The organism is Zhongshania borealis (genome assembly GCF_039539625.1).
GTDB lineage: Bacteria > Pseudomonadota > Gammaproteobacteria > Pseudomonadales > Spongiibacteraceae > Spongiibacter > Spongiibacter borealis.
Genome location: NZ_BAABDM010000011.1, coordinates 93,374 through 114,277, shown reverse-complemented (window position 1 = coordinate 114,277; position 20,904 = coordinate 93,374). Strand labels below are relative to the sequence as shown.

The 20,904-nt window shown below is 52.1% G+C and carries 17 protein-coding genes and 1 tRNA gene; 1 reads left to right on the top strand and 17 read right to left on the bottom strand.

The genetic code is table 11. The annotated features are described in order from the left end of the window. Positions 1-166: 166 nt before the first annotated feature. The 9 genes from holA to miaB all read right to left on the bottom strand — a co-directional run bounded on the left by holA (position 167) and on the right by miaB (position 11,378). Positions 167-1,192 carry a DNA polymerase III subunit delta gene (gene holA / locus ABD836_RS17985; protein WP_344938658.1) on the bottom strand — a complete coding sequence of 342 codons (1,026 nt, stop codon included), beginning with the start codon at positions 1,190-1,192 and terminating at the stop codon, positions 167-169. Then, positions 1,192-1,740, bottom strand: a complete 549-nt coding sequence (locus ABD836_RS17980; RefSeq protein ID WP_344938656.1) for an LPS-assembly lipoprotein LptE — start codon at positions 1,738-1,740, stop codon at positions 1,192-1,194. The genes holA and ABD836_RS17980 overlap by 1 nt, the downstream gene beginning before the upstream one ends. Beyond that, positions 1,730-4,189 (bottom strand): leucine--tRNA ligase, encoded by a 2,460-nt coding sequence (gene leuS / locus ABD836_RS17975; protein ID WP_344938655.1) that lies wholly within the window; start codon positions 4,187-4,189, stop codon positions 1,730-1,732. Before leuS ends, ABD836_RS17980 begins: the two co-directional genes overlap by 11 nt. 60 nt (positions 4,190-4,249) lie before the next feature. Further along, the gene (gene lnt, locus ABD836_RS17970; RefSeq protein WP_344938653.1) at positions 4,250-5,776 is read right to left on the bottom strand and encodes an apolipoprotein N-acyltransferase; all 1,527 of its coding nucleotides are present in this window, start codon (positions 5,774-5,776) and stop codon (positions 4,250-4,252) included. Between the two features lie 86 nt (positions 5,777-5,862). Then, the gene (locus tag ABD836_RS17965) at positions 5,863-7,476 is read right to left on the bottom strand and encodes an FMN-binding glutamate synthase family protein (protein ID WP_344938652.1); all 1,614 of its coding nucleotides are present in this window, start codon (positions 7,474-7,476) and stop codon (positions 5,863-5,865) included. Positions 7,477-7,579: 103 nt separating this feature from the next. After that, entirely contained in the window at positions 7,580-8,437 is an 858-nt protein-coding gene (locus ABD836_RS17960) for a CorC family transporter (RefSeq protein WP_344938650.1), read from the bottom strand. Continuing rightward, positions 8,430-8,921: an rRNA maturation RNase YbeY gene (gene ybeY / locus ABD836_RS17955; RefSeq protein WP_344938648.1), complete on the bottom strand. Its 492-nt coding sequence runs from the start codon at positions 8,919-8,921 to the stop codon at positions 8,430-8,432. Before ybeY ends, ABD836_RS17960 begins: the two co-directional genes overlap by 8 nt. Further along, positions 8,918-9,901: a PhoH family protein gene (locus ABD836_RS17950; RefSeq protein WP_344938646.1), complete on the bottom strand. Its 984-nt coding sequence runs from the start codon at positions 9,899-9,901 to the stop codon at positions 8,918-8,920. The genes ybeY and ABD836_RS17950 overlap by 4 nt, the downstream gene beginning before the upstream one ends. Positions 9,902-9,989: 88 nt before the next feature. After that, positions 9,990-11,378, bottom strand: coding sequence for a tRNA (N6-isopentenyl adenosine(37)-C2)-methylthiotransferase MiaB (miaB, locus tag ABD836_RS17945; RefSeq protein WP_344938644.1), 1,389 nt, complete (start codon positions 11,376-11,378; stop codon positions 9,990-9,992). 180 nt (positions 11,379-11,558) lie between these two features. On the opposite strand from miaB, the gene ABD836_RS17940 reads away from it, so the two are divergent. Then, positions 11,559-11,906 (top strand): DUF1820 family protein, encoded by a 348-nt coding sequence (locus ABD836_RS17940; RefSeq protein WP_344938642.1) that lies wholly within the window; start codon positions 11,559-11,561, stop codon positions 11,904-11,906. Between the two features lie 66 nt (positions 11,907-11,972). On the opposite strand, the gene ABD836_RS17935 is transcribed toward ABD836_RS17940, so the two are convergent. From ABD836_RS17935 to pth, 8 genes are all read right to left on the bottom strand, one after another. Continuing rightward, positions 11,973-13,250, bottom strand: a complete 1,278-nt coding sequence (locus ABD836_RS17935; protein WP_344938640.1) for an aspartate aminotransferase type Ic — start codon at positions 13,248-13,250, stop codon at positions 11,973-11,975. A 170-nt stretch (positions 13,251-13,420) separates the two neighbouring features. Beyond that, positions 13,421-14,890, bottom strand: coding sequence for a DUF1631 family protein (locus tag ABD836_RS17930; protein WP_344938638.1), 1,470 nt, complete (start codon positions 14,888-14,890; stop codon positions 13,421-13,423). Positions 14,891-15,023: 133 nt separating this feature from the next. After that, positions 15,024-15,995: a tRNA 5-methoxyuridine(34)/uridine 5-oxyacetic acid(34) synthase CmoB gene (gene cmoB / locus ABD836_RS17925; protein ID WP_344938636.1), complete on the bottom strand. Its 972-nt coding sequence runs from the start codon at positions 15,993-15,995 to the stop codon at positions 15,024-15,026. Further along, the gene (cmoA, locus tag ABD836_RS17920; protein WP_344938634.1) at positions 15,992-16,714 is read right to left on the bottom strand and encodes a carboxy-S-adenosyl-L-methionine synthase CmoA; all 723 of its coding nucleotides are present in this window, start codon (positions 16,712-16,714) and stop codon (positions 15,992-15,994) included. Before cmoA ends, cmoB begins: the two co-directional genes overlap by 4 nt. 172 nt (positions 16,715-16,886) lie before the next feature. After that, positions 16,887-18,596, bottom strand: a complete 1,710-nt coding sequence (locus ABD836_RS17915; protein WP_344938632.1) for a hypothetical protein — start codon at positions 18,594-18,596, stop codon at positions 16,887-16,889. Positions 18,597-19,031: 435 nt separating this feature from the next. Beyond that, positions 19,032-19,108: transfer RNA gene (locus ABD836_RS17910), tRNA-Met, on the bottom strand. Between the two features lie 74 nt (positions 19,109-19,182). After that, positions 19,183-20,274, bottom strand: a complete 1,092-nt coding sequence (gene ychF / locus ABD836_RS17905) for a redox-regulated ATPase YchF (protein WP_344938630.1) — start codon at positions 20,272-20,274, stop codon at positions 19,183-19,185. 6 nt (positions 20,275-20,280) lie between these two features. Next, the gene (gene pth / locus ABD836_RS17900) at positions 20,281-20,868 is read right to left on the bottom strand and encodes an aminoacyl-tRNA hydrolase (RefSeq protein WP_344938628.1); all 588 of its coding nucleotides are present in this window, start codon (positions 20,866-20,868) and stop codon (positions 20,281-20,283) included. Positions 20,869-20,904: the final 36 nt, after the last annotated feature.

The following is a 20,904-nucleotide window of genomic DNA, read 5'->3' as shown; positions in this document are numbered from 1 at the left end:
GCAAGGTATTCTGAAGTTAAAAGCGACGGGGCTCGTCGTTTCTGCTCATGGAGGCCTGCGTAAGACCGGCACAGTGTCGGCAGCGGCCTAAGAAGTGAGAAGCCTCACCCTAGCGAAGCGTAGGGTGAGGAGAAGTCACCGTTATTCAAAGAAGTGTAGAGTCTCTTTATGCAACTCGGCCTATCAGACGTTGACCTGCTAGCGCCGAGACTAAATTGCTGAATAGCAATTTTGCATTCTCATCGCTTTGCCCCTTCTGCGCGGCGTCGATACGCGTAGCGAGTTGCAGTAGTGCACCTAAATGACGGCTTCTTAAACGGCGTAATGTGCTTTTGTATAAACCTTTGCGCTTATCCCACACTCGCTGACTGTCTAAAATTCGATCAATATTCTGGCCTTGCTCTAGCATTAGGGCGCAAGCGTACAAATTGCGAATTTCCCTGACAATAGCGCCGAGCATAGGAATCTCTTCACCGCCTTCTGCTAGTAGGCTGTTGAGCATTTGCAGGGCGTTGCCAGCCTGCCCATCTAAAGCGGCATCGATCAGTTTAAATATATCGTAACGGGCACTGCTAGCGACGGCGCTGGCGACCACTTCGGCGGTGATGGTGCGATCGCCGGCAAGAATTTTGAGTTTGGCAATTTCCTGATCGGCGGCGAGCAGATTACCTTCAACGCGATCAGCAAGCAATTGCACAGCATCGGGCTCTGCATTCAAATCGATGCTACGCATCCGCTGCATAATCCAGTTACCCAAATGCTGTCGCTCGATGGGCCATACCTGAATGACCACACCTGCGGCGTCGAGGGCTTTTACCCATTTGCTGTTCATGCTACGACTGTCTAATTTTCCGCAGCTCACCAGTAAAATATTGCTACCGTCGGCATTCTGTAAATACTCCTGCAGAATTGCCGAGCTTTTCTGATCCATTTTAGTGTTGCCAAGCCGCAGCTCGATGAGCTTGCGCTCGGCAAAGAGCGACATGGACTGCCCGGAATCAATCAGCTGACCCCATTCAAATCCACGTTCGACATTGAGTACTTCACGTTCGTGAATGCCCTGTTTGCGACAATGATGGCGAATAGTGTCGCAACACTCCTGGGTGATAAGAAGTTCGTCACCGCAGACCAAATAGACAGTCGCGAGGGCTTTTTTAAGTTGCGCGGCTAATTGCTCTGGTCGCAGTTTCATTAGGGTTGGGCTTGCATTTGATGTGACCAGTACTCAACTTGGCGTGCTAGGCGAATACTGAGTTGCTCGCGCATTTCGGCGCGAACAATAGTGGATTCGGTTTCCTCTCCAACTGGGTTGTCAGGGTCGTTTACAATCAGCCGACGTTGTTGGAGCGTATGCGGCCCTTTCAGATTCTTACCGTCAGGGCTTTGCAGTTCAAGGCGGGCCGACTCATAAAGGGCGTACTCGGCGTCGCGGGCCTCATCATCCAATGCCGCACTGCGTTTTTGTTCGTCGAGAAGCGTAACCACCACAATTAATTTTGCTTCACTGCGCCGCTTGGCGACCGCCACATTATTTATTACAAACTGGCGCTTCAGTGATTGCGCGAGTTCGTGGCTGTCGCGCTCGGCACTGATGAACACCGGCTGCATGTCGGCGGCCAGACTGGTGCTGCCGCGCAGGGCGAAGCCGCAAGCTGTGAGCCATAAACAGGCGGCAGCGGTGAGCAAAACGTGCAGGGCCCTGCGCGGATGGGCCTTGGAATTGTGGGAATTAGTTTGCAACGATATTCACCAATTTTTTAGGAACCAAAATTTCTTTGCGAATCGTTAAATCGCCTATAAAGCGTTTAACATTTTCCTGCTCTCTGGCCAGTTTTTTAATGGCTTCGCCGTCAGCGTCTATGGCTACTTCGATGGTGGCGCGCAATTTACCATTGACCTGAATTGCCATTTCAATGGTATTGCGCACCAACGCCGCGTCGTCGACCTGTGGCCACGGTGCATCAATGACCGCTTCGCTGTGACCCAAGTTAATCCAGAGCTGGTGGCTGATATGGGGCACGATTGGCGCCAGTAGGCGTACCGCAGCTTCCAGTGCTTCGCGTTCTACCGCTAGGCATTGTGGGCCTTGAGCTTGGAAGCGAGACACGTCATTGATCAATTCCATAACCGCCGCAATTGCGGTGTTGAAAGTTAGGCGGCGACCGAAGTCATCGCTGACCTTGGCAATGGTCTCATGGGTTTTGCGGCGTAGATCCTGCTGCGGGCCGGACAAGCTCGCGGTATCTAGCGCAGGCACGGTACCGGCGTCTAAATGTGTTGCGGCTAATTTCCACAGGCGTTTTAGGAAGCGGTGAGCGCCTTCAACGGCGCTGTCTGACCACTCTAAGCTCTGCTCTGGTGGCGCGGCAAACATAATAAACAGGCGCACGGTGTCGGCGCCGTATTGCTCAATGAGGGCTTGGGGGTCGACAGTATTGCCCTTGGACTTGGACATCTTGGTGCCGTCTTTTAAGACCATGCCCTGGCAGAGCAGCTGCTTAAAGGGCTCGTCAGAATCGACCAAGCCTTCGTCGCGCATCAGCTTGTGAAAGAAGCGCGCATATAATAGGTGAAGTATGGCGTGTTCGATGCCGCCCACGTATTGATCAACCGGCAGCCAATAATTGGCGCGATCCGGGTCGAGCATACCGTCTTCAAAGTCGGGGCAGGTAAAGCGGGCGTAATACCAAGAGGACTCCATAAAGGTGTCGAAGGTATCGGTCTCGCGCTCTACGGGCTTACCGTCGAGTTCGTCTTTGCGCCACTCGGTATCGGCTTTGATCGGCGACTGCACGCCGTCCATTTCCACGTCTTCGGGTAGCAGCATAGGCAGCTTGTGGGCGGGTACCGGAATCTCGCCGCCTTCGGGCAGATTAAACATCGGGATCGGTGCGCCCCAGTAGCGCTGGCGGGAGACACCCCAGTCGCGTAGCCGATAATTGGTGGTAACTCGGCCTTTATCTTGTGCGATGAGGGCATCGGAAATCGCGGTAAAGGCCGCGCTGAAATCGAGACCGTCGAAATTACTGGAATTAACTAATAGGCCTTTTTCGGTGAATGCGGCAGTTTCAATGTCGATGCCTTCGTCGTTTGCTGGCGCAATAACCTGTTTGATATCAAGGCCATATTTTTTTGCGAATTCATAGTCGCGCTGATCGTGGGCGGGTACTGCCATTACGGCGCCAGAGCCGTAATCCATTAGTACGTAGTTGGCGATCCAGACGGGGACTAATTCGCCGGTCAGTGGGTGGCGAGCTTGCAGGCCAGTGGCCATGCCGCGTTTTTCCATGGTCGCCATATCGGCTTCGGCCACCGAGCTATTGCGGCAGCTGTCGATAAAGGCGGCGAGTTCGCTATTGGTTTTAGCAACTTCAATGGCAATCGGGTGTTCGGCCGCGAGGCTGACATAGGTCACGCCCATTAGCGTGTCGGGGCGAGTGGTGTAGACCTCAAAGCTGTCGGCACCAGCAACAGGCGTTTCTAAGTCAAAGCGCATTTGCACGCCTTGGGAGCGGCCAATCCAGTTGCGCTGCATGGTTTTAACTTGCTCAGGCCAGCCGTCGAGCTGGTCTAAATCGTCAATTAGCTGTTCCGCATAGCTGGTGATTTTAATAAACCACTGCGGGATTTCTTTGCGCTGTACTTGGGTATCGCAGCGCCAGCAGCAGCCGTCGATAACCTGTTCATTGGCAAGCACGGTTTCATCTACCGGGCACCAATTCACCGCCGAGGTCTTTTTGTAGACCATGCCTTTTTCGTAAAGGCGGGTGAAGAACCACTGTTCCCAGCGGTAGTAGTCGGGCTTGCAGGTGGCTAGCTCGCGATTCCAGTCGTAGGCAAAACCCAGCTGCTTGAGCTGATCGCGCATATAGGCGATGTTCTCGACGGTCCATTTGGCGGGGGCCGTTTTGTTTTTGACTGCCGCATTTTCAGCGGGTAAACCAAAGGCGTCCCAACCCATGGGCTGTAATACGTTTTTGCCGAGCATACGCTGGTAGCGCGAGATAACGTCGGCGATGCTGTAGTTGCGAACATGGCCCATATGGAGCTTGCCGCTGGGATAGGGGAACATGGCCAAGCAGTAGTATTTTTCGCGACTGGGATCTTCTACGGCGGTGAAGCTGCCTTGCTCATGCCAAAATTCTTGGGCAGAGGTTTCGATGTCACGTGGGGCGTATTGATGGTCCATTGGCAATGTCAGTTCTCTATACAGCGGGCAGATGAAGTTTAGGGCGCTTATTCTAGCAGCTTAGCTGGGGCGGGGCGATTGTCTGGGCCAGATCCGCGCGGCCAGAATGAGGGCAAAACACAATAAAATAATAGGTGTTGAGCCATAGCGGGTAAAGGGCGTGCTCCCTTCGCGGGCATGAACTTCACCGCGTAGGGCTGTTTCGGTAAAGGAGGGTACCCGGCTGCGAATATTGCCGTGGTGATCGACTAGTGCGGTGATACCGGTGCTGGTCACCCGAATTAATTCGCGACCGTTTTCCAGGGCGCGCATTTGCGCCATTTGCATGTGTTGGTCGGGGCCTATGGAGTGGCCAAACCACGCGTCATTACTAATGGTGAAGAGTACGTCTGAGCCCAGTGCACTTTGGGCGATTAAATCGGGGTAAGCGATTTCGTAGCAAATTGACGGCGCCAATTGCCAGCCCTTAACTGCTAAGTGAGATTGTTCTGCGCCGCCGCGACTAAAGCTGGAGAGTGGTAGATCGAAAATTTTAAGCAGGCCATGAATATATTGGCCGAGGGGCACGTATTCACCAAAGGGCACCAGTCGTTGCTTGTGGTAAATGCCTTCCCCGCCGCTAATGACCATGGCTGAGTTGTACATGTTTTCATCGAAGCGGGTGGGTACGCCGGTGATTAAAGCGCTGTCATTGGCCGCGGCGCGTTCGGCGATATAGTCGAAAAAGGACTGGGCATTGTGATACAGCGCGGGAATCGCGGCTTCTGGCCAAATCACTAGATCGGCATCGGCCCACAGTTTTTCTGATGCCTGGTCATAAAGTTCCAACGTTGCCCAGTACTGGGTGTAGGCCCATTTTTTTTCTTGCGAGATATTCGATTGCACCGCGCCAATGCGGAGGGGGGCGACGTCTTTTGCTTGGGTCCACTCGGTTTGTTTTAGTAGGTAGCCTTGGCCAAAAAGTAGTGCGCAAGCAAGTAATGGTACTGCACTGGATAGCTTGTTTTTGTTGGGGGCAATAAGAAACTGCGCAAGCGCTGCGCCGCTGAGGGCAACCCAGAAACTCAAGCCGTATACACCTACGACTGGCGACCAGCCGCTCAGCGGTGTGTGGAGTTGACTGTAGCCTAAATACAGCCACGGGAAGCCGGTAAAAATCCATCCACGCAGCCACTCGCATAATACCCAAATGGCGGCAAAGCCAAGAATGCGTCCGCCCCGGCCATCGCGCACCCATCGGCTATAGGCGTAGCAAAATAGTGCGGGCACGACGCCGAGAAAAATACAGAATATTGCCGTCATTGGTATGGCGAGATATGCCGGTGTTGCGCCAAAGTCGTGAATGGCGATATAGACCCAGGAAACCCCGGTTAAGAAACTGGCACTGCCAAAGATCCAGCCTAGGAAAAAACTGTGCTTCGCGCTACTGCGGTCGAGCCCGGCAACCAGTGCCGCCATGGCCAGTACACCCAACCACCACCAGTCAAAAGGTGCTAGCGATAGCGGCAGGCAAGCGCCGGCGAGGGCGAGAAACAGCATTCGGCTAAATTTAATCGGTGACGGGGTTGCGAGTGACGGGGTGTTCACAGAGAGCGGATCCAAGCTGAAGGCCAAATTTAGCGAGGGCCTAGTGTAACGGTGCGCTGGCGCTCGCGCTAGCGCACCGTTATGAATCAGGCTTGGCGAATGTCCTTGTCATTTGCTGAGCGTAAAGCGGGAATTTTTTCCTCGCCAGTGCGGGCGTTGTCCGCCGTGCTGGCAATGAGGTATTCGGGCTTGGGCGTTTTGTCTGGGTAGCGGTCGGTAAGGGGCTCGGGGCTGCCGCTATTGTCGATCAAATAAACGTGCCTGCGTTCTAGGGCACGGGCTTCTTTGACCCCGCAAGAGTGGGCGATAACGCCTACTTCATGCATTAAATTCAGGGCGTAATTTTTGACTCGCGTAGCTTTGTTTGTTGGATCCAGGCCGCGTTGTAATTCTGGGTCGTGGGTGGTGATACCGGTGGGACAGGTATTTTTATTGCATTGCAGGGCTTGGATGCAGCCCAACGCAAACATAAATCCCCTAGCGCTTACGATAAAGTCGGCGCCCACGCACAACGCCCATGCCGCTTCGGCGGGATTAATCATTTTACCGGAGGCGATCACCTTGATACGTTTGCGCAAATTGTATTCACAGAGTTTATCTACCACCATTGGCAGGCTGCGGCGAATTGGTAGGCCTACATAGTCCATCAAGCTTTGCGGGGCGGCGCCAGTGCCGCCATCGGCGCTGTCGATGGTGATAAAGTCGGGGGCGTATTTTTCGCCGCGTTCATGAATTGCCACGCACATTTCATCTAGCCATTCAGAAAATCCGACGACGGCTTTAAAGCCAACCGGTTTGCCGGTGATGTCTCGAATACGCGCAATCATGTCCAAGAGATCGTCGATGCTGTGAATATCGGTGTGGCCGTTGGGGCTAATTGAGTCTTTGCCAATTTCAATGCCGCGAATATTGGCGACTTCCGCTGTGACTTTACCGCCGGGGAGGATTCCGCCTTTGCCGGGTTTGGCGCCTTGGCTCAGCTTGATTTCGATCATTCGCACTTGAGGGTGGCTGGCAATATTGCGGAGTTTGTCGTCGCTAAGATGGCCGTCTTGGTTGCGTACGCCGTACTTGGCCGTGCCGATTTGAAACACGATGTCGCAACCTGACTCCAAATGATAAGGCGACAGACCGCCTTCGCCGGTGTTCAGCCAAATGCCGGCTTCCTTTGCGCCAGCGCTGAGTGCGCGAATAGCCGGTTTTGATATCGCGCCAAAGCTCATACCTGAAATGTGGAATATGGCTGAGCTGGTATAGGGGTGCTTGGCAAAACCCTCGCCAATGGTAACGGCGTGGGTGGTAACTGCATCTTGGCTAAGGGTGGGGAAGAAACAATTCATAAACAGTACTTCATTGCTCTGGCTTAGCGGGCGTGTAGAACCAAAGGCAATGGTGGTGTCGATGTTTTTGGCGGCGCGATACACCCATGAGCGTTGCGAGCGGTTAAATGGCAGTTCTTCCCTGTCCATGGCAAAGAAATATTGGCGGAAAAACTCGCCTAAATGTTCAAACAGGTAGCGAAAACGACCGATTACTGGGTAGTTTCGACGTATTGCTTGCTGGGTTTGGGTGACGTCGGCGATATAAATACAAACCAGATACACAAGCCCGACCGCGATGCCGAGCAGAAAGACCAAGGCGCTGTATTCTATAAAGGTATTAGCGATTGTATTAAGCGACTCAAAAATATTTGCGAACATAGAGACCTCGTGCGCTCAGTTAATTGCCGGTGTATTTAGGCAGTGTAGACTGAAACGAGGCGTAAAGTTCGCCGGGACAGCGAAAGTGTCCCGGTATGTTGGTTTATTCCTCGACCTTGGCGACCTGGCGCATGCGCAGCAAGTGAATTTGGCGGTTGTCGGCATTGACGACTTTAAATTCATAGTCGTCTAAGCGGGCGACTTCATTGCGGCTCGGAAGGTAGCCAAACGACTTCAGCAGCAAGCCGCCAATTGTGTCGAACTCTTCGTCGCTGAGTTTTGCGTTGAAGTAGTCGTTAAAATCATCGATTGGCGTTAGGGCTTGTACCACAAAGTCATTGTCAGTGATTTTACGAATCGGCAGATCGTCGTCTTCGTCATACTCGTCTTCAATATCGCCAACAATTTGCTCGAGAATATCTTCGATGGTAATGAGGCCCGCAGCGCCGCCGTATTCGTCAATGACCACGGCCATGTGATGGCGTTTTTCGCGGAAGTCGCGGAGCAAAACGTTAAGACGTTTACTCTCTGGCACCAAGGTGGCGGGGCGCAGAATGTCGCGAATGTCGATGTCTTCGCTGTTGGGGGTCTTCCACAGCAGAGGGAGTAAATCTTTGGAGAGCAGGATGCCCAAAACATTGTCTAAGGTGTCGCCAATGACCGGGTAACGGGAGTGGCCAGTTTCGACAATGATGGGTAACAGCTCACTGAGGGGCTGGTCTGCTTTAAGAACGACCATCTGCGGGCGAGGAATCATAATTTCGCGGGCCTGCATATCACTAATATGCATCGCGCCTTCAACAATGCTTATGGCATCGTCATCAATGACTTCATTCTGTTTGGCGACAGCAAGCAGTTCAAACAGATCTTCCCGAGTTTTGGGTTCAGATGAAAAAGCATGGGCTATTTTCTCGATCCAAGACTTGTCACTTGGATCGTTGCTAGATCGATCTTCACTCATAGTTTTGGGTGCTGTCCTCACATATTGGGGTATAGGGGTTGCTAATTTTTAGCGTATTTAGAAGCGAAATTTCCAGCGCTTCCATGATCTCTGCCTCATCGTCGTCGATATGATCGTAGCCGAGGAGATGGAGTGTACCGTGAATTACCATGTGCGCCCAGTGGTCGTGACAGGCTTTGCCTTGTTCAGCGGCCTCGCGTTCGACCACCTGCTTGCAAATGGCCAAGTCGCCCAATAGGGGTAGCTCTAACTCTGGGGGCAGGTCGGCGGGAAAGGACAGCACATTAGTGGGGCCATTCTTTTGTCGATACTGCAGGTTTAGTTCAGCACTTTCGGCGATGTCGACGAGGCGAATACTGAGCTCAGCGTCGTCGCGATGCGCTTGCAGTGCGGCTTTGGCCCAGCTTTCAAACTGGGTTTGGCTGGGTAAGTCACCGGCTTCGCAGGCAATTTGTAAGTCGAGATCGAGATGGGTGGGGCTCATTGGCTGCTGCCGGTAGTGGCTTCGAAGGCGGCGTAAGCCTCGACAATGCGCTGTACCAGTGGATGGCGCACTACGTCTTTAGCGGCAAAGTGGGTCATGCTGATGCCGTCGATATCGCCGAGCACTTTCATAACATGAACAAGGCCAGATGGCGTGCCTCGAGGTAAGTCGATCTGCGTGGCATCGCCGGTAATAACGGCGGTTGAGCCAAAGCCGATCCGCGTCAGAAACATTTTCATCTGTTCCCGTGTGGTGTTCTGGGCTTCGTCCAAGATGATATAGGAGTCATTCAGAGTCCGGCCACGCATAAACGCCAAGGGAGCGATTTCAATTATATTGCGTTCAATCAGCTTGGTAACGGTTTCCATGCCGAGCATTTCATAAAGCGCATCGTAGAGCGGGCGCAAATACGGGTCGATTTTTTGGGCGAGGTCGCCGGGTAAAAAACCCAGTTTTTCACCTGCTTCGACGGCCGGGCGAACCAATAAAATGCGTTGCACGTCGTTGGTGATCAGTGCCTCAACCGCACAGGCGACCGCTAAATAGGTTTTTCCGGTACCGGCGGGGCCAATACCAAAATTGATGTCGCAGCTTTGGATGGCCTTAACATAGCGTTGCTGGTTTTCGCCCCGGGGTTTGACGCTGCCTTTTTTGGTTTGAATGACAACGGGCGCGTGGTCGGTACTTGGGTGGCTTATTTGCTCAAGGCCCGCTTCCTGAAGATTAAGGTGAACGCTTTCAGAATTCAGTACGACCCCGTTTTGGGAGTCGCTATACAGGTGTTTTATTAGCTGCACGGCGTCATCGACAGACTCACTGGCGCCATTAATTTGAAAGGTGTTACCTCGGGCGGCAATGCGCACGAACAGGCGTTGCTCAATCATCTTAAGGTTGGCATCGTGTTGGCCGCAGAGGTCAGCCAATAGGCGCGGGTCGTTGGGTTCTAGGGTGAGAACGCGTTGTATATCTTGTGCAGTCAATGATTCACCGAATGCCGCTACCGCGGCGTAAATTGGGAAAATTAGATCATAAGCTGGTTTGCGAGAGAATCAAGCCGGCACGAATCCCCTAAAGCATTTTGCCGCGCAGGGAATTGGCGTAGGCCTCTAATATGTCCACATCGACAAATTGGCCGATTACGCTTTGGTCAGTACAGGGGAAGTTCACCACGCGGTTGTTCTCTGTGCGGCCTTGTAGTTCACCGGGGTCTTTTCGAGACGCGCCAGTAACCAGAATACGCTGGGTAGTGCCTGCCATTTGACGACTGAATTGCGCGGCATTTTGCAGAATGTGGTGCTGCAAAATGTCGAGGCGTTCTTTTTTCACTGTCTCAGGCGTTTCATCAGGCAGCTGCGCGGCAGGGGTGCCGGGCCGAGCACTGTAGATAAAGCTGAAAGAGTGATCAAAACCGATGTCCTTGATCAGCTGCATAGTTTGCTGGAAGTCGTCATCGGTTTCGCCGGGGAAGCCAATAATAAAGTCAGAGGACAAACTGATATTAGGGCGAATTGCTTTGAGCTTGGCGATTTTGGCGCGATATTCGTCGGCGGTGTGACCGCGTTTCATGGCCGCAAGAATACGGTCACTGCCATGTTGGACAGGCAAATGCAGGTGGTCGACCAATTCGGGCACGGTAGCGTACGCCTGAATCAAGGCCTCACTAAACTCCACTGGGTGGGACGTGGTGTAACGAATGCGATCAATGCCGGGCACTTGCGCAACAAAGTGAATGAGCTCGGCGAAGTCGACTATCTCGTCTTCGTGGTTAACGCCTCGGTAAGCATTGACGTTTTGGCCCAGTAAATTGACCTCGCGCACACCTTTCGCGGCCAGCTGCGCGACTTCGGCAATGACGTCGTCAAAGGGACGGCTCACTTCTTCTCCGCGGGTATAGGGCACCACGCAGAACGTACAGTATTTGGAGCAGCCTTCCATGATTGAGACAAACGCACTGGGGCCATTAACACTCGGCTCGGGCAGATTGTCGAATTTTTCAATCTCAGGAAAGGTAACATCGACAATAATCGGCCCCTTGGGTTTTTTGCTGTCGAGCATTGCCGGTACGCGGTGCAGGGTTTGCGGACCAAAAATAAGGTCAACAAAGGGCGCGCGGCGGCCAATGTCACTGCCTTCTTGACTGGCTACGCAGCCGCCAACCCCAATGATAAGGTCGGGATTTTTAGCCTTGAGCTTGCGCCAGCGACCAAGCTGATGAAACACTTTTTCTTGGGCTTTCTCGCGAATTGAGCAGGTGTTAAGTAGCAGCACATCTGCTTCATTGGGATCGTTGGTGGGGATCATGCCGTGACTGACCCCGAGCAAATCCTGAATGCGCGAGGAATCGTATTCGTTCATCTGGCAGCCCTGGGTTTTAATAAACACCTTTTTGGGCTTGCCCGAGCTGGCGATGAGTTCTGGCGCTGCTGGTGTGAGGGGCGATTCGCTGGATTCAGGCATAGGATTCGTTAACGATTTAGGCCGCTAAAGGCCGCAAATAAAATTGGGGAGGCATTATAGCTAAATTGTGGTCTAAAACCCAGAAGTGCAGTGGATTTGACGAATTTATGCTATCATCCGCGGCCCGGTTTTCCGGTGCGATCTCTCGCCCCTGCAGTGCTGTTAAACGACGGAAAGACTATGCCCCAAGCTCCTATTTACAAAGTTATTTTTAACAATAACAACAAGGTCTATGAACTCTACGCGCGCGCTATTTACCAAAGCGACATGTACGGTTTTATCGAAATTGAGGAGATTGTGTTTGGTGAGCAAAGCCAAATTGTGGTGAATCCGGGCGAAGAGAAGCTCAAAAATGAGTTCCATGGTGTAACCCGCAGCTATATCCCTATGCATGCGATTGTGCGGATTGACGAAGTAGAAAAAGAAGGTGCGGGCAAAATAGTTGATGTTGAGGGTGGTGCTAGCAATGTGCGTCACTTTCCTAGTGCGCCGGGCCGCCCTATTAACCGCACGCCAGACTCTGAGTAGTATATAAACAAGAATAAAAAAGGGGGCGCCGTTTTATCGGCGCCCCCTTTTTTTTGTGCTATCTATTTAGCTTAAGCGCTGGCGCACCGAGGCTAACTTCACGCAATTCACGAACACCGCCATGGCGCGATCGATCTCGTCTAGGCTGGGTACGCTGGGGGCAATACGGATATTCTTGTTTTCTGGGTCATTGCCATAGGGGAATGTTGCCCCTGCGGGTGTTAATTTAACGCCAGCGTCAGCGGCTAATTTAACCACTTCTTTGGCTAAGCCAGGTAAGGTGTCAAAGGAGATGAAATAGCCGCCTTGGGGTTCGTTCCAGCTCGCCATTCCAGTTTCGCCTAAACCTTCACGTAAATGCTTAAGCACAATATCAAAACGCGGCTTGAGCACGGTGGCATGGGCGCGCATATGGGCTTTGAGGCCCTCGCTGTCTTTCAAAAACCGCACGTGGCGCAACTGATTGATTTTGTCGGGGCCTATTTGGCTCATGCCTAAGTGTTGCGTAAAGGCCTTGAGGTTAGCGTTAGACATACCTGCAAAAGAAACGCCGGCACCGGCATAGGTTATTTTGGAGGTGGAGCCAAATAGATATACGCTGTCTTCAGTGCCGTGGGTGCGGCAACGTTCCATTATGCTCGCCAATTCTGGGGCGTCGTCGCTGAGACTGTGAACCGCGTAAGCGTTGTCCCAGAATACCCGGAAGTTGCTGCCGGCAATTTTGCCGAGCTGCGCGATACGGTCAACAACGTGGTCTGAGTAAACCGTGCCAGTCGGGTTGCTAAAGCGCGGTACACACCAGATGCCTTTAATGCTGGAATCGGCCTTTAATAATTGCTCAACGGCGTCCATATCTGGGCCGTCGTCGGTCATTGCGACGGGAATCAATTCAATGCCGAGGTGCTCGCACACGCTAAAGTGGCGGTCGTAGCCAGGCACCGGCGCGAGAAATTTGGTGGTTTTACCTTCACTGGCCCAGCTTGCGCCGAGGGCACCGAATCCTTGGTTTTGCGCGAACAGCACCGCAAAGTACATCAGTGTGAGGCTGCTATTGCCGCCAATTAAAATTTCGTCGTTCGCTACGCCAAGTACGTCGGCAAACAGGCGTTTGCACTCGGGAATGCCGTCGAGGCCGCCGTAGTTGCGCAAATCGGTATTACTTTCGTTGCTGAGGTCGTCGCCTAAAATTGTGTTGATGGCGTCAGACAAATTGAGCTGTTCGGCGCTAGGTTTGCCCCGTGTTAAATCAAGATTGAGGCCGGAGGCTTTAAACTGCTGATACTCCTGCGCCAGGGTTGTTTCCCATTCGCGTAGCTGCGTTGTAGAAGCTTGATCGAGTTGCAAAGTCATCACCTTAAGTGCGTGATCGCGGTTAAATGCGATTAAACGAGAGTTGTTTGGGCCGAGCTCGCTCCTGAAGAGCAAACATGCGGGCACAAAATTATACCTATTTTTTGGAGGCGCCGTCACCCAGATACGCATATTAGCCGCGTACGTCGGGGCTATACTCGCGCTTAGGGGCGATTAAGGCTGGTGCTGCGGCTTGAGGCGATCATGCGCAGTTGGTGAAGCTCTTCGATCAGGGCTTGGCTTGCTTGATAGCTGTAGTTAATGCGGGCTAGGCCGTCACTAAGCTCGGTCTCTAGATCTTTGCTCATGGCCTTGGCGCGGCGCAGTTCTGACCAGTCGGCGTGGGGCTTGATGTACCAGAGTATGTCGTCTATCAATTTCATACTGCGGCGCAGTGGCGTGCTGTTACTGCCATGACGCAACCAGTGATATAAAACGATGGTGGTCATTGGGCCGTAGAGCAAATTGTCGACGCTGGTGGGGAGTTTAAGTGCAGCGGTCTTTTTGTCGAGCATTTCGTGCACTTTGCGGCGCAATCGCGTTAGACGTTTTTGACCGACGTCACCGCTGATATTGCGCTTATCGTTAACCTTGATGCTTTGCAGTAGATGTTGGCAGCAGTCGTCAACTTGTTTCCTGATCTGGGTGAAGTCGTTGGCGTGGATATCTTTCTTCGCCAATTTTCGGCTAATAATCTTTAGCGCACCTTCAAATTGCAGGCGCTGACCGTTATCTGCGTCATCCCAGTGACTCAGGGCATTGACGATTTGCCTGCACACCTGGCGGGCCGGGTGGAGGGAGTGTAAGAAGTTGTGTCGATCTTGCAGGGCGATACTGCTGACTTGATTTTGTAGGGTGTTCAGGGCTGCCAGGATGCTTGGCGAGAGCCGGCGACGATTGCTTAAACCGTGGAAAATACTGGCGGCAGCCTCAATAAGTTCATTGTCTGTCGCTTCAATTGGTGAAACGCCGCTGCTGCTCTGGCGGTAGTCGTGTAATTTTAGTAGCCGCTGTAAGCGTAATTCGGTTAAGGCCCGTTGCTGCGTGGTGAGGTTTCTCTCGCTTAGTTGGAGCTTGCTGTGGGCGATCCAGTCGGCAAGGTTATGGGCTTGAACAGGTTTTGGCAGCGTACTTGCCAAGTTGTTATATAGCTTGCTTAGCTCATTGATAAAGAGCCCTTGAAACATGGTCAGCGCTTGATGGCGATGTTTTGTGTCTAGGCGCAGGGGTTTCATTAAATGCTGGAAGCCAGCCAATAAGGTAATGGGGGCTATCGCCCGGCAAAAAAACTGTAATTCGGGTTTTTCATTCGCAAAGCCGTCATCTGGCAGTTTTTCTAACTGCTGGGCTAGGCGATCAAGCTCGGGGTAATTGCCGGTTTCGTACTCGCGCTTGCTGCAAAATGCTTGATTGACATGCTCGGCAAATAATCGGAATGCTTCGTCTTGCCCGGCTTTAACGGCAAGCTGCTGGGCAAGGAGTTCATTCTGTTCGGCGTTGGTTTTTGCGGTGAGGGCGCGGCGATGAAAATTGTCTTGGAGGCGCTCAAAATAGCGGTACAGCTGTTCGCCAAACCACTGTCGAGATTGTGATTTTAGGCGGTCAACGAGTAATCCGGTATCGCTAAGTGACATGAATCATCCAAGGCGCTACGCATAAGTACGTATGTTATTTTAATAAAGGTACCATAAAACTGTCATATTGCGACTGAATTTGAATGTTAATTGTTCGAGTTTTGATCAATGTCACGCTTTGTAAAGCCCCTGTTTAGGGGGTTTCAGCAATAAACGTTGCCCGTTTTGGTGCTGGATAGCCTTCAATGGTCTTGCTTGAGTCATTTGGATCTAAAAATTCAGCCAAGGAATGAAATTGCATCCACTCGGTGCTCCGCTGTTCATCCATACTTGTTTGGCTGACGTCAATAAGCCGGGGGTTTTTAAAGCCGACCTTCTTAAGCCAGCTTTCTAATGTTGCGGTGCTGGGGATAAACCAAACATTCCCCATTTTGCTATAGCGACCTTCCGGGACAAGTGCGTCGCCTAATCCACCGTCGATTACTAGGGTTTCCAGTACCAGTTGGCCGCCGCTGCGCAGGGTGTCGCGAAGTGCTAAGAGGTGGTCGAAGGGTGAGCGGCGGTGATAAAGAATACCCATCGAGAAGGTGGTATCAAAGGCTTGGAGTTTTGCGGGCAAATGTTCAATACCCATGGGGAGCACTGCGACGCTCGGGTCGTTTAAATACTTTTGTAAGGCAAAGTACTGAGTCACAAAGAGCGGAGTTGGATCAATACCAACCACTAGCTCTGCACCAGCACCCCGCATACGCCAGCAATGGTAGCCGCTGCCGCAACCGATATCAAGGACAGTGCGGCCTTTAAGCGGGGATATCGAATCTTTAAGGCGGTTCCATTTCCAGTCCGATCGCCACTCAGTATCGATATGGACATTAAATAACTCGAAGGGGCCTTTTCGCCATGGGTGCAGGCCCTTTAATGCCTCTTCCAAGTGCTCGCGCTGGCTCGGGGTAACATCGCCATTGCAGCCGACTCTTGAGGCGTCTAAGCAGATTTCACTCGGCGTTAATTCGGGGAGAGCGGTAAGCGCCTGCTTCCAGCGGGGAAGGTCGCCATAGCGGGTCTCGCTCAGGCCTTGAGCGATTTGCTCTGGTAATTTAGCTGCCCACTCGTTTAGTAGTGGGTTTTGGCTTAGGGCGCTGAGAAATTTACTGTAATCCATCATTTGATTGCGACCAGTGACGCGAAATTAAAACATTGGAACCAAGCATCGATACGGCTGAACCCTGCTTCGCGCAGACGTTGCTGATGCTCTGCAATTGTTTCTGGCACCAGCACGTCCTCAAGTGCGCTGCGTTTCTGCGCAACTTCTAATTCGCTATACCCGTTGGCGCGTTTAAAGGCGTGGTGTAGGTCCGTGTTGAGCTCCTGCAGGTGCTGATCCGCAAAGCGAATCTTTTCCGACAATATCAGAATCCCACCTGGACGCATCGCTGCAGCAATTTTGTTAATTAGGCTGGCCCGCTCAGTGGCGGGAATAAACTGCAGTGTAAAATTTAAGACTACGACTGATGCGTTGCTTAGCGGCGTGTCTTGAATGCTTTCGCAGCGCAGCTCAATTGGCGTGGTAGCGTCGGCAATATAAGTGCGGCAGCGTTCAATCATCGCTGCGGAGTTATCTACCCCAATAATTTTACAGTCACGCTCAGTCAGCTCTCTCGCCATAGACAGCGTACTGGCGCCAAGTGAACTCCCCAAATCGTAAACATTGCTCCCGCTCTGTGCGTAGCGGCCGGCCATAACCCCGGTCATCGCGATAATCGTTGCATAGCCGGGAACCGAGCGCTGAATCATGTCGGGAAAGACTTCTACGACATGCTCGTCAAAGGCGAAGCGGCCGAGGTTGGCGTGGGGGTGGGAGTAGAGGGTGTCGGGTTTGGTCATTTAATTACTGCGAGTTGTCGGCATAGATAAGCGCGGAATATTACCACAAAGGACTGTGGGGAATATTTAGGGGGCTAAAGAAATTGTACGTGGGGTGTTTCCGCTTCTGTCATAGTCTTTGTGATGAGGCCCGCTATTCCGTGTGATGGGGTAGCGGGCTACTGCAGCAAATTTACGGTTGTGTTATAGGTACTGAGCTTGAATAGCTGAATCTACCACTATCTCCAGTTGCTGGTGTTGTTACTGAGATGTCTAGGCGCCCGGTGCCAGCAGTATCTTCTGGGGCGACTAGAAATGTAAATGACGCCGGTCCAGCACTCGCTGTAGAGGCCATGCTGTAGCTGCTAGCTCCGACGATCTCGCCTTGGGTGATTGAGGCTTGTACTGTCGTGCCGGCTGGGGGGACTTGCCCGCGAGCATCTTGAATGAAAACCGTGACTGGCACTGGGGCAGTAAGTGGGTTAATACTGCTTGGTAATGTAGTAACGCTTAGATCATTTGAGCCAGACAATACAATAGTAATGTCATTGAATACGTATGTAGTATTTGCGTCGGGATTACATATTGCATTTTCTGTAGCGTCGCATAGTAACCCGTCGAATTTAGAATTTTTGTCATTCCACTGCTTATCGGAATTGAAGTCAGCGAACTCTTCGTCGCCGAGATCATATGTATTGTCTTCGTCTCGGTCGAGATACGGTTCGCTGATATCGTCAAAAGATTCAGCGCTATCAAACTGTCCGTTTGTTGGGTTGGTATCGAGGAAGCTTTCTTCACCGATCGCATAGGCTAGTACAGTGATACGTCCGTTAGCTGGGCGTGGCTCCTGCGATTCAAGTTCTACGGAGCATTGACCGCCAGAAGTTACGCAATTCGGTTCTATTTTCGCGCCTTCAGTCCAAAACGTAATTGATGTGCCATCTGGTGCTGGATGATTGAATCTGTCTGCTGCGCGAACACTAATAATGGTCTTTGTACCTTCAAAATTCCATCCGTCAATATTTAATTCGGTGGCGCTAATGGAAAAGCTATCTTGGTCCGGAAAGCCTGTTGAAATAGCTAGTTGGCTAGATTCTGTGCTTATTACTTTTCCGTCGCGTACAGCTTCGGCAAGGACGCGGACCGGTGTTGCTACTGTGCCTGCGCTTACTGTGGTGGAGACGAAACCATTTGCATTAGTTTTTGCTGTGTCATTGCTAATGGTAATTCCACCTACAGTGGTATCCAAATAAAAATTCACGTCTAGGCTGGGGACTGGGCCGCCTGATTCATTGTTAACTAAGAATGTAACGACAGATTGCTCGCCCTGGGGTCCACCTGATCCCTTAATGTTGATAATTTGTGGGTCTGCTGAAACGAATGTTATTGAGCCTAAGGGTGACGGGACTGCAGTGATGGTAACGTTTGCGGAGTAGGTGGTGCTGTCTACGCTTGTTTCCGCAGTGATTATGTCGTCGCCATCGCAACCGCGCGCTGTGTAAGTGGCTGTGACGGTTCCGCTCGTATTGGTGGCAATTGCGGGGTCTATTTCTGAGATTCCTGATGCAATGCACGGAGAGGTAAATAGGATGTCAGCAGTATCTGTTACTGGGCTATTGTTTTGGTCTATAAATGATACGCTCAGAGTGGCGCTTTGCCCTGCGTTGAGTGTCGTGTTGTTTGAGGCGACTTTACCTGCAGTAAATGTTGTACCGGAATAAGAGCCAAAACGTACTACTTGGGTATCTACTGATCCATCTGTAGTGTCTGTGCTGCTTGTTGAGTCTGTGTTTGTGCTTTCATCAGGGGTTAGGGTTGGGCCGCCATCACTGCCACCGCCTCCGCAGGCAGTAAATAACAATACGGTGGACGTTAATAGGCAGGTACGAAACAAGACCTTCATGGCAGGTGTCCTCTATTTCTTTGGCGGCTCTGTTTAGCCCCTAGTGGCCGACAGATTATATATATTCTTAGATTAGCTCAGTAAGTCACTAAGTATGAAGGCATATTAGCGTAATTTACCGATTTGTGCGGAAAACTTGTGATCGATGTTTAAAATATCGGGTTTTGGGGTTGAATGAATCGGTCGGTATGGTCTTTGGGTTAAATTTAGTAAGACGGTGGTAGCTTATTTTAAATAGTGGGGTCGAGCCGCTGAGTGGTGCGGATTGATCAGAAACAGGCTAGGGCCTGTTTCTGCCCCTGCGGGCGGCTATCGCCGTCTAAAATGCTGGTCGCATTTGGTCGAACCGCTGCGGCGGTTCTCATCCACCCTTTGAGAGTGGAGTACTTTTCTAGGGGTATAAAAAAACCACCGTTAGGTGGTTTCTTGGAATAATGGTAGCAAGGGGCGGATTCGAACCGCCGACCCCAACATTATGAGTGTTGTGCTCTAACCAACTGAGCTACCTTGCCACAGTTCTCTTGTTCAGAGAAGGCGCGCATTTTCCAAGCTTCGGGCCTTTATGTCAAGCGCGGAGTAGCGCGTGTTAGACATTGAAGCGGAAATGAACAACGTCGCCGTCTTTGACGACGTATTCTTTGCCCTCTAGGCGCCATTTTCCGGCATCTTTGCTGCCTTGTTCGCCTTTATATTGAATGAAGTCGTCGTAAGCAATAACTTCGGCGCGAATGAAACCTTTTTCAAAGTCGGTGTGAATAACGCCGGCAGACTGCGGAGCAGTAGCGCCGACAGGGATTGTCCAGGCGCGGACTTCTTTTACACCGGCTGTGAAGTAGGTTTGCAGGCCAAGCAGTTGGTAGCCGGCGCGAATAACGCGGTCTAGGCCGGCTTCTTCCATGCCGAGGTCGGTGAGAAATTCGGCTTTTTCATCGTCATCGAGTTCGGCAATTTCAGATTCGAGTTTATTGCAAATAGGTACGACGATGGCACCGTCTTCTGCAGCAATGGCGCGTACTGCATCGAGGTGAGGGTTGTTCTCAAAGCCGTCTTCGTTAACGTTGGCGATGTACATTGTTGGCTTGATAGTCAACAGGTGCAGGCTTTGGGTGCGAGCTAGTTCGTCGCTGTCTAAGCTTAGTGAGCGCACAGGCTTGCCTTCGTTGAGATGGGTAAGAAGCTTTTCGAATAGGTTTTTGAGGACAGTTGCTTCTTTGTCACCGCTTCTGGCAACGCGGACGACTTTTTGCAGTTGCTTGTCGATGCTCTCCATGTCGGCTAGGGCGAGCTCAGTATTGATGATGTCGATGTCAGCGGCGGGGTCAATCTTATTGGCAACATGGATAATGTTGTCGTTGTCGAAACAGCGCACAACGTGGGCGATGGCGTCGGTCTCGCGAATATTGGCCAAAAACTTATTGCCCAGGCCTTCGCCTTTTGAGGCGCCGGCGACTAAGCCGGCAATGTCGACAAATTCCATGGTGGCGGGTAGCACGCGCTCGGGCTTCACGATGGCCGCCAATGCATGTAGGCGTGGGTCTGGCACCATCACGATACCTGAGTTGGGCTCGATAGTGCAGAACGGGAAGTTGGCCGCGTCAATGCCGGCGTTGGTCAGCGCATTGAAGAGGGTGGACTTGCCGACATTAGGTAGTCCGACGATGCCGCAGTTAAATCCCATGTGATATTACCCTTGTTTGTAGCTGTGTAGTTGATTCATGGCCCTAGCCCAGTCGCCATTGACGGCATCAGGTAGGCAGCGCATAGCTTCGTCGATGCACCGATCTATGCTGATGCGTTCGTCGGCTGGTGGCTTGCCAAGAACATAATTTGTGACTTGTGCCGCGCTGCCGGGGTGGCCAATGCCAATCCGCAGGCGGTGGAAATTCTTGTTGTTACCCAGCTGGGCAACGGTATCGCGCAGGCCGTTGTGGCCGCCGTGGCCGCCGCCAGTTTTAAAGCGGGCTGTGCCGGGGGCGAGGTCGAGTTCGTCGTGAGCGACGAGAATGGCCTCTGCCGGAATTCGGTAAAAATTAGCGAGTGCAGCGATGGACTGGCCGCTACGATTCATAAAGGTGGTAGGTATTAATAGGCGCAGATCGCCGCCTTGGTATTGAATTCTGGCGGTGTCGCCAAAAAAACGAGATTCGCTATTTAGGGAGCTGTGGTGCAGGCGAGCCAGTTCTGAAACGAACCAGGCGCCCGCATTGTGACGAGTATCGTGATATTGCGGGCCGGGGTTAGCCAGCCCAACGATCAGTTTTATCGTAGTCAATGGGGCGCCTGTTACTATTGGCCCCGAGGGGCCGTT